This is a genomic window from Polyangium fumosum, from assembly GCF_005144585.1.
Classification (GTDB): domain Bacteria; phylum Myxococcota_A; class Polyangia; order Polyangiales; family Polyangiaceae; genus Polyangium; species Polyangium fumosum.
The window spans coordinates 1-9,712 of the sequence record NZ_SSMQ01000151.1; the positions used below are offsets into that span (position 1 = coordinate 1).

The window sequence follows — 9,712 nt, forward strand, 5'->3', positions numbered from 1 at the left end:
CACTGCCGCCGCCGCTGCCGCCGCTGCCGCCGCTGCCGCCGCCGCTGCCGCCGCTGCCCTCGCCGCCGCTACCCCCAGCGCCGCCCGCGCCGCCGCTGCCACCCATTTCACCGAGGATGCGGCCGCGAACTCGGTAGTTGTCGAACGGCGCGCCCAGCATGAACCGGCTGTAGAGCGCCAGCGTCTTGCCCGCGCCGTCCGAGGCCAGCGCCGTCGCGCGGGTGTCCAACCCCGGAGGTGCCACCGTGAACACCGGCTCGACCATGCCTCCGGGGCTCAGCTCCACGCCGCGCAGCGCCACCTCGCACCCCCCTGCCGTGGCCTCGCGCTCGCGCCAGGTCACCACGATGTGCTGCCCGTCGAATGCTGCCGAGGGGAAAGCCTTCGGCTGGGAGCCGCCGCATCCATTCACGATCGGCGCGATCACGAACCCGTCCGGATCGAGCACGGCGCCGGCGGGGCTGATGCGCGCGCCGCGCAGGACGTGGGCGCCGCTGCCGTCCTTCGAGACCCACACCATCACGTGGTTCTGCCCGTCGAAGACGGCCACCGCCGCCCGTTCCTCGACCACGGGCGCGGCGGCCGATGCGATGGGGAAGAGCGCCGTGTCCACCAGCACGCCCGTCGGGCTCATCCGCATCCCGGCCAGGCCGAAGTCCTTCGACCACGTCGCGAGGTAATTCGTGCCGTCGAACGAGAGCGACCAGGGGGCGTAGTAGATGTCCGGGATATCGAGCGTGACGGGCGCGTTCGCCACGCCCTGGTCATTCACGAACCTCGCGACCACGGCGCCGGTGATGTATTCATCGTAAGCGACGAAGAGCGTGCCGCCAGGGCTGTTCCCCATCGTGATCGCCATGCAAGCGGCCGGCGCCACGGGGACACCACCAAGCACCACGCCCGCCTGGCTCACCCGGGTGGCGCTGCCCCCGGCGCACCCGTCGTAGGGGCCGTACTCGGTCGTCTCCCATTGCACGATGAAATCCGTCCCGTCGAAGCCGACGCGGATCGCATACCGGTACTCGCCCAGATTGCCAGGCACGCTCGGAATGGCAGGCACGATCTCGATGCCATCGGGATCGAGGACCTGGCCGTTCGGCGTAATCCGCGCGCCGTACACGCCGCCGATCCCTCCCGCGCGTGTGTCGGTCCACACGGCGAGGTAATTCGTCCCGTCGAAGGCGAGCGCGGGTCCTTGCTGCCCGTTCACGCCGGTGGCGACGCGGCTCGGCGGCGCCGGCAGCGTGCCGTCCGCCGCGACGCGCCTGGCGAGCAGGTCCGCATGGATGATGCCGTAGTCAGGGAACGGGCCGTCCTCGAAGATCAAGAGCGCCTCGGCGCCGCTGCCGGCCGCCGCGAGGTCCCGCCCGAGCCCGAGGTCGATCGGAGCGGCGTCGAGCGGAACACCACCCGCGCTCATCCGCGCGGCGCGCAGCGGCCGGAAATCCTGCTCATCCGACCACAGGTGCCAGAACACGGTGGTGACGCCGCCGTGAGAAGCGGCGGCGAGGTGGGTGGCCGGCTCCCCCAGCGACGGTGTATCGAGGACGACTCCGCCAGGATCGAGCACGGCCCCGGCGCTCGTGATGCGGGCGGCGGAGACCTGCTCCAGGTCCTCCTGCGACCAGGCCGCCACGTAGTTCGTCCCATCGAAGGTGAGGGCGAGGTCGTCGGACGCATAGGAAGGTGTCGGGCCGACGGGAAACGCCGCTCCGACGGGCGCGCCCTGCGCGTCGAGGCGGATGGCGCTGAGGGCAAAGGTTGGGCTCCAGCCGAGCACCAGGGAGCCCGTGCCGTCGGAGGCCACGCGCAGTTGGCGGTGGGGGCGCGGAGGGTCGTAAGGGGCGACCGGCAGGGGCAGCGAGACCATGGGACCGACGACGCCGGCCGGCGTGATCTGCGCGGAGCAGATGGTGGTGGTGCTGCCGCAGGCCCATACGGCCTGGTAGGCGGCGCCGTTCCAGGCGACGGCCGGCGCGCGGTCCTTGCCCGTCGCGGCGATCGTGAGGGGCGTGGCGTCGAGGATCGCGCCATTCGTGTCGATGCGGACGCCGCACTCGTTGCAGGCGGCGCCGGGAGCGCCGACGTAGGTCACGAGGAAACCCGCGCCGTCGGAGGCGACGGCCGGCTTGCCCCCGCGGCCGATGCGGAAGGCCGGCGAATCGATCGGTGTCCCGTCCGGCGCCACGCGCGCGGCGAAGAGGGGGACGTTGACCGCGTACTCGTTCGCAAAGTCCTCCCGGAGGTCCTCCCATACGACGAGGCACTGCCCGCCGCCGCACGCGATCGCCGGGAAGCGCTTCCAGCCGCCGACGTCCCCGACGACCGGCGCGTCGAGGCCGATCTCGGCCCCTACGGTCAGGTAGAGGGGGTCTGTGGGCGTCCTGGGATCGGCGCCGGGCAGCGAGAGCCCCGGCCCGCGGTCCGCCGCGGCGGGCGCGTCCGCCGTCCCGGGCCGGTCGGCGCACGACGAGAGGAGCGCGGCTCCGAGGGTGAGGGTGGAAAGAGAAGAGAGGAGGCGCAGCGAGGTTCGCCTGCCTCTCTGACCGATGAATGTTGAGAAAACCGGTAACATAACGAGGAAGCCTATCGTCCACGGGGCGTCCTCGACAACAGGTTTGTCACACGGGCCTCCCTTTCGCTCCGTCCGTGCTCGACGGGGCGGGACAGCGACGCGAGCGGGATATCTTTCGCGACATCCCCACGACCCGAACCGATGCGCGTATCGGTTCAGGTCCTCCCCCCCACGACTCGAACCGATGCGCGTATCGGTTCAGATCCTCCCCCCCACGACCCGAACCGATGTGCGTATCGGTTCAGATCCTCCCCCCCACGACCCGAACCGATGCGCGTATCGGTTCAGGTCCTCCCCCCCACGACCCGAACCGATGTGCGTATCGGTTCAGGTCCTCCCCCCCACGACTCGAACCGATGTGCGTATCGGTTCAGGTCCTCCCCCCCAGGCCTCGCGATGACATCGCGCGCTCGAGGCATGCGACGAAGTGTCACGCGATGCGTTCGACTGCGAGCGTACTGTAGCCGAGGATACGTTGTCGAGAAACGCTTTCGTGGGGAGGTCAGCATGTCCGCTTCGACGGTGAACACGAATACCAACTTGTCGGAGATGCGTCGCTCTCGATCGGCAGCGCGGGAGACGGGGCGGCGGTTCGTGGCGATCGAGCGGGACCCGGCATACTGCGCGGCGATCCGGCAGAGGCTGGGGGCTGATACGCGGAGGTAACAGTGTCATGGAGACATGACAGCGACGGCGTCTCGGCAACGTGACAGCGATGCGTTCAGCGAGGTCCACCTCGCGAGATTCCCGGAGCCTCGCAATGACGGCACGCGCGTTGCAGTCGCCCTCCGCCGTCGCGCCTCGACGGCGACGACTGTGATCAACGTCCCGATTGCCGAAAGAAAAGAGCCATGAAGCGCAAGTCTGTGCTGCTGGGATCGATTGCCGTCTGCATCATGAGCGCGGGCTGCGTCGATTCTTATGACGCGATCGAAGATGGTGAGATCGGCTCCGCCCAGCAGGCGGCCATCTCCTACACGTGGGCGTATGCCTGGACGCAACAGGCGACGGGCTCGTTCACCGCGAGCCCGACCTACTCGCGGAACAGCTCCGGAGGGAGCAACACCATCACGCAGCAGGGGACTGGCCAGTATCTCGTGCAGCTTCAGGGCGTCGGGGTACCTGGCAACGAGCCATTCGCCGGCGGCCATGTCCAGGTCACGGCCTACGGGAACGGCGCCGAGCGCTGCAAGCCCAGCTTCTGGATCCACATCGGCGGCGACGTCAATGTCGACGTCAACTGCTTCACCGCCGGCGGCGAAGCGGTCGACACGCGCTTCAGCATCGCGTACGTCCGCAAATCGGGCACCGGATTTTCGCACGAAGCATACGTTCGGGCCGACGAGGCGACGACGTCGGCGTACACGCCGGACCTGAGGTTCCAGTTCAACTCGACCGGCGCGAACAACACGGTCGCGCGCCTGGGCGCCGGCCGCTACACGGTCACCCTGCCGGGGCAGACGGCGGTAGGCGGGACCGTGGAGGTCACGGCCTACGGCGCGGGCAGCGACCACTGCAAGGTGGCTTCGTGGATGCAGCTCGGAGACGACATGGTGGTCAGCGTGCGATGCTTCGACAGCGCAGGCGCCCTGTCGGATAGCATGTTCGACCTCAACTTCGCGAACGCGACGCACGTCAATGGCGCACCTTCCTACAGCTACGCCTGGACGAATGACGCGACCGCGGCGGCGTACACGCCCCACCTTTCCTATCAGAAAGGCTTCCTCCTTGGCTGGGGCGACGTCGCGACCGACATCACCGCCGGGCGTACGTCCACGGGCCGCTATCTCGTGAACTTGCCTGGGATGTCGTCGACGGGCTCGAATGTCCAGGTGACGGCCTACGGCAGCGGCTCGGAGTCCTGCAAGGTCGTGAGCTGGAACGGTGACGAGGAAAACGCGAATGCCGACGTCGCCTGTTTTGACTCCACCGGCGCGCCGACGGACACGCACTTCGTGATCGTGTACACGGACGACAAGAACCTCTCCATCGGGTGAGCCGCAGGGCGGGGCGTCGGCGCCCCACAACCCCCCGGACCGCGCGGCAGCCGCCACGCCGACGGCGTCGCCTTGTCATCGGCCCGGCGCCGCCGCCTCCGCCGGGCACCCCGGCGCCCCCTCCAGCCGCCCTACCGGCACGGACCCATCCCCGCCGGCGGTGGCGATCGCGCGCGCGTCCGGCAATGACGAGAGGCTCCGCGCCCCATGCCCCGCTGCCACGCCGCAGCCGACCTGACGCGCGCCGGCCACGTGGTCAATGCGTCCCCTTGCTTTTCGGGTATGCTGTCCGGGCTTCCGCCGTGATGTTGAACGCGATCCTGTGCATCGCTTCTGCTGCGCGCTTCGCTTCCCCGGGCTTCATGGCGTAGCCCTGGAACATGCGGCGTCCCTCGCACTGCTCGGCGCTCAGGTGCTCCGCGTTCACGTAGACAAGGCCATCGGAGCCGAGCGCGAGTTCGGTCATCAACTCCTGCGGCTCGTCCTCCGGGGACGTCGGGGGTGCTTCTTTGCGGTGCGGCTGGGGTTGCTTCTTTGGCATGGTCGTATCACCTATCTCTCGACGCTCTGTCACAATGGAGAGCGCAATTCGATGTGCGTGAGGTTCCCGCGAATTGCATCTGAAATCCCGAGGTAGATCACGCGGGGGTCGTCTGTTTCCCCACGATGGAGCACGATCGCTCTCTTCTCTTCGAGTTGCTCAAGGGCACGGTTTAGGTCGGATCGGCGTACCTCCGGCAGGCGCGCACGAACCCACGCGATCGGAACGGGTTCGCGGTGGATTGCGCAGAGGCGCGTGATCGCGAAGTGGACAAAGACGACGAGCCGATCGTGATCCGGGAAGCGTTGAATTTGCCTGACCACGTGGAGCACTTCCTCGGCAGCATCCACGTACGCGGGCGACAGACGGAAGATGTTGTGGAGCAGAATCTCGCCAATCTGCTCCAGGGGGATTTCGCCTTTGCGATGCAGCGGCGGAGGCGGCAGGAAGCTCGCCAAGGGCGGCGGGGCGAGGCGCGCGGCGAGGTGCTCGCGGGCTCGTCGTAGCGGGGTGCCAAGGAACGCCAGGAAGGCGAAAATGAGATCGAGCCCTCGCCGGTGCCAGGGCACCGGCGGCCGGGGATCGTACAGCGTGTCGCGCCTCTCCTCGGGGTGCGCGCTGGGACGAACGCCCGAGGCCGGCGGCGTGGCGCTTTGCACGGAGACCACGGCGGGCTCGTCCTCTTCCATTGTTTGAACCGGTTGCGCGGACATAAGACCTCCAGGCAAAAGAGGGCCGTCCGCTCGGACGTACGGCTTCCCGACGTGCGAATCGGCGGCGATCGTGGAGCGCGCGGATGCCCAGAATACCGAGCGCCACGAGATCGCACGTTTGGCGCAGGCCAAGCGAACGGCCCCCAAAGGCGCGCGCTGCAAATTCAGCGCGCGCCTTTGCGAGCCGCAGGACTCTCGTCCGAGCGAAGCGGGGCGGCTCGTCGGGCTTGCCGACGTCCTCGTTTCTCACCCCTTACTTCGGAGGATCGGTCCGGTTTTCCGGAACAAACTGTCGATTGGTGGGAGCGTGTGCTACGGTGTGGGCTTGCATGCGCCGCGGAGCTCGAACGTCGCCGCGAAGGCGCCCGTGAGCTCGCGGCGGAACTTGTTCGCGGTTTCGCAGTCTCCCCGCTCCTCGGCGGCCATGATGGCGCGCGCGAGGTAGCGGTTCTTCGCGTCGATCTTGGGCTGCCCTGGACCGCTCGGCGGAGGTGGCGAAGCGGGGCCGGTTGGGGCGACGACCTCCGGGCAGACGAGCGGGCACTCCGTGCCAAGGATGCCCCCCTGGACGCTCGACTGCCCCGTGGCCGCGACGGTGACGAAAATGGGCGAGAGCCTCGCGAGGGGGACGACAGACTGCATCAAGAGGTACACGATGAGACCACCCAGGGCCGCGCCGACGGTCGTGTAGAGGGCTGGTTTGCGGAAGTCGTCCGGGGGGCGCACCGAGGGCGTCACGGGGGCGGCAAAGGAGACGGGGGCCTCGCCCTTGTCGGTTCCTCCGGCCTGCTCCGTGGTGCCTCCCTGCTCGTGCGCCTTCTCGACGATGACGGGAAGGACCGCGCGGCTCGTGATCCCGCGTTTCCGGAATGCTTCTGCGAGCGCGGCGAGCGTGCGCTCGGTGAGGTCGTGAACGGTGCTCTTCGACATCCCCAACGTCTTGGCGGTTTGTGCGAGCGTCATGTTCTGAACGAAGCGCGCCCGGAGGACGGCGCGGCCGCGGGGCTCACAGAGCTCGAGGATCTCGTCCAGGTGCTTCCGGATCTCCCGCTCATTATACTCGTGCTCGGGGTTCGACGGCGCGACGTCGTCCTCCGCGAGCTTCGGGGCCGCGCGGTGCGCAACAAGTCGCGCCTTCCAATAATCGCCCGCGACAGCCTCCGCCGTCCGAACCAAGAGGCCCGCCACGGCATCCGTGATCTCTCGCTCGGCGAGGTACTTCAGCACGCGGCGGTAGACCTCCTGTCGCAAGTCCGGGATGTCGCTCGCGGGGATGTTCTTCTTTCGTAGCGTCGCGTCGATCGCGGCTTCGTGCGTCGTAAGAATTGCCAGTCGATCCCGATCACGTGCATCCATGGTCTTGAACCTCGATCAAATGCGAAACGCTTTCCGGTTTCAAGGACGACAGCACAAGGTACGCGGCCCGAGGAGCTGGACGTCCCCGCTGAGCTCGCCGCCCGATGCCTGGCAGATCCCTGCGTGGTACGTCGGGACGGTCGCGGACTTCGCGGCGATGGCCTGCCCGCTGGGGTTCACGTCGAAGCACGTCGACTTGAGCGAGGATGCGGAGGCTGTGAGAGGGGCCTCGTTGCAACTGCCATCCGGATAGAAGGAGAGGTTGGCCTTACAATAGCTCCCCGAGGGCGTGCCGCACGTGCACGGCGTACACACGCGTTCGTCCTGGAAGGCCTCGAAGAGGACGTGACGAACGGTGTACTCCTCGGCGGGGCAGTCGTGTATCCCCAAGCGCTGGACGCACTGTTGATAGTCTCCCACGGGCGCGGGGACGCAGTGCTCGTCCGCCAAACACTGGCCGAACGCGCTGCCTTCGCAGACTCGGGCGATGATGCCCCAGGTGGGGACCGTCGACGATTGCGTCGGGCTTTCTGCACCGTCCACGGGCACACATAACTCGTCGGTGATGGCGAGCGGTCCGATCGTGATCGATTGGACGCAGGGCAGAGAGCCGCCGCAAGCCAGGTCCTCGGGGATCGCTCCCTCCGCGGTGCATGAACCTTCCCAAGCTTCGGGCGGGTTCGTCGGCGTCGCGATCGTCCCCTCGGGCGGCGTGCACGGGGCTGCGTGTGCGGTGACGCTCGACGGCAGGGAGCAAGCGCCGATCGACGGGCCGCAGGAACACGGGCCGCACGGCTTCGGCGGGATCTGGATGTCGTCGTGCCAAACGAACTGTTCGACGGGCGCCGTGTCGGGGCAGTCGGGCGCGGTGCCATCGTTGGGGCCGACGTAGGCGAGCACCGGGAGGGAGAAGTCGCCCGGGCGAAACGGCGCGCAGTCGCCGAGGCACTGGAAATCGCAGTCGACCACCCCGTCGGTATTTGGGACGTCGGCGTCCTCGTCGCCGGCATCTGCGCCCGCGTCGGGGGAACCTCCGCCGTCGCCCGCGTCGAGTTCGATGTATGTGATCAGCCCTTCGCTACAGGCGACGAGGGAGGAGACCAGAGCCACCACAAAGGAGCCTTTCACAACTGTTCGATACCAATGAATACCGATTCTCACAGCCATCACCTCATCAATTCGAGAAATTTGCCGTCAGAGCAACGCCCAGTGTGGTCCGGAGTAGCGGGGATCGCCAATCGGGGACCGTTCCGTCGAGAACCAGTGCGATGCTGCGTAGTTGCATGTTGATATCCGCATACCCAAGCAATGAAAACCGATCCGATAGTGAGATATGGCCGTTGATTCGACCACCAAAGCCCACGGAAAAACCGTCCGATCCGGTGACCGCTCGCCCGGGACCGAGATCGATCTGAAGCTGGCTGAGACTGACGACGGCACACGCGTCCACGTGCTTCGTTGCAAAACAGGGCAGTGCCGATCCGGTCCACGTAGTGGCTCGGCCGGGGATCTGTCGCTCGCCGATACCCGATGCTGGGGTGATGAGCCCGCGGACCTCCGCGAATCCCGCGAAGCGGCGCCAGCGAACCCCGAGGAACCCGTTCCCGCCGACTCCCACGCTCGGCAAGCCGTATGGGGAGACGGCGGCTCCGAGACCTGCCTCTACTTGGACAGGAGCTTCCTCGGTGTTCGGAGTCGAGCTCTCCACGAACGCTGAGGTCCAGGGGACCAGGAGGGCGAGGGACTCGGGCAGGCGAAGGGTCAAGGGGCGGAGCTCGGGGCGCTGGACCTCGATCTCCGGCGGCGCGGTGAGATGGGCGGGAGGCGCCTCGCGCCCCCACGCACCCGGCCCGAGGCGCGCCCGGACGAGAGACGCGATGTCGTACGCGAGCTCGCGGCACGTGCCCTGCGTGTCTGTCTTCCCGTGCCACGCCTCCGCGCCGTCCTCGAGCGCCGGTCCCCAAAGCTCCGCCTCGAAGGACCGGCGGACGTGGTGGACCTCGACCCTAACCACGGGCGAGACGTCGGTCCGGACAACCATGTACCCGAATTCGCCCGCGAGCATGAAGGCGAGCTCCTCGGCGTCGGGGCAATCCTCGGCCGGCGTCGGCGGCGCGTACTCCAGGCGAAAAGCGATCTTCGGCTTCGCCGCGATCGCGGGCGGCGCGAGGGTGAGCCCGCAGAGCACGGCGGCGAGGCTGGCAAGGCGGCACGGCATGTCGGGTCGACACGAAGCTACGCTCGGTTCTCGCCGGAATGCAAGCGCCGTTTGCCCGGGCTCGCCGTTCGCTGGTCTTGAAAGGGGATTTCCGAAGGCCTCGACGGTCGAGAGGTTCGTCCGGGGCGACGGTGGTGGTTGCGCGCCGCATCCACGTCGAGCCCCGACCGGAGCCTACGCGCTAGCAGCCCGTGGATCTACGCCACCCCAATCGCGAGCCCAACACCCCGCACATGACCCCGTCGCATCCCGTCCCACGCATCCCGGGAAAATCGTGCCAACCGCCTCGGCGTGCTCCGCACCAGAGCCACC

General features: G+C 68.0%; 7 protein-coding genes. 1 reads left to right on the forward strand and 6 read right to left on the reverse strand.

All coding sequences use genetic code 11. The annotated features are described in order from the left end of the window. On the reverse strand, positions 1 to 2,575 hold a 2,575-nt coding region (locus E8A74_RS51005), incomplete at its 3' end, for a hypothetical protein (protein WP_211365653.1). A gap of 851 nt (positions 2,576 to 3,426) precedes the next feature. Here E8A74_RS51005 and E8A74_RS51010 point away from each other — a divergent pair. Continuing rightward, positions 3,427 to 4,572 (forward strand): hypothetical protein, encoded by a 1,146-nt coding sequence (locus E8A74_RS51010; protein WP_136936474.1) that lies wholly within the window; start codon positions 3,427 to 3,429, stop codon positions 4,570 to 4,572. Between the two features lie 256 nt (positions 4,573 to 4,828). On the opposite strand, the gene E8A74_RS51015 is transcribed toward E8A74_RS51010, so the two are convergent. The 5 genes from E8A74_RS51015 to E8A74_RS51035 all read right to left on the reverse strand — a co-directional run bounded on the left by E8A74_RS51015 (position 4,829) and on the right by E8A74_RS51035 (position 9,400). Then, complete coding sequence (locus E8A74_RS51015; RefSeq protein WP_136936475.1) at positions 4,829 to 5,113, reverse strand: hypothetical protein; 285 nt, start codon at positions 5,111 to 5,113, stop codon at positions 4,829 to 4,831. Positions 5,114 to 5,142: 29 nt separating this feature from the next. Continuing rightward, complete coding sequence (locus E8A74_RS51020; protein WP_136936476.1) at positions 5,143 to 5,988, reverse strand: hypothetical protein; 846 nt, start codon at positions 5,986 to 5,988, stop codon at positions 5,143 to 5,145. 150 nt (positions 5,989 to 6,138) lie between these two features. Beyond that, entirely contained in the window at positions 6,139 to 7,182 is a 1,044-nt protein-coding gene (locus E8A74_RS51025) for a sigma-70 family RNA polymerase sigma factor (RefSeq protein ID WP_136936477.1), read from the reverse strand. Positions 7,183 to 7,221: 39 nt separating this feature from the next. Further along, the gene (locus E8A74_RS51030; RefSeq protein WP_136936478.1) at positions 7,222 to 8,310 is read right to left on the reverse strand and encodes a hypothetical protein; all 1,089 of its coding nucleotides are present in this window, start codon (positions 8,308 to 8,310) and stop codon (positions 7,222 to 7,224) included. Positions 8,311 to 8,356: 46 nt separating this feature from the next. Further along, the gene (locus E8A74_RS51035; RefSeq protein ID WP_136936479.1) at positions 8,357 to 9,400 is read right to left on the reverse strand and encodes a hypothetical protein; all 1,044 of its coding nucleotides are present in this window, start codon (positions 9,398 to 9,400) and stop codon (positions 8,357 to 8,359) included. Positions 9,401 to 9,712: the final 312 nt, after the last annotated feature.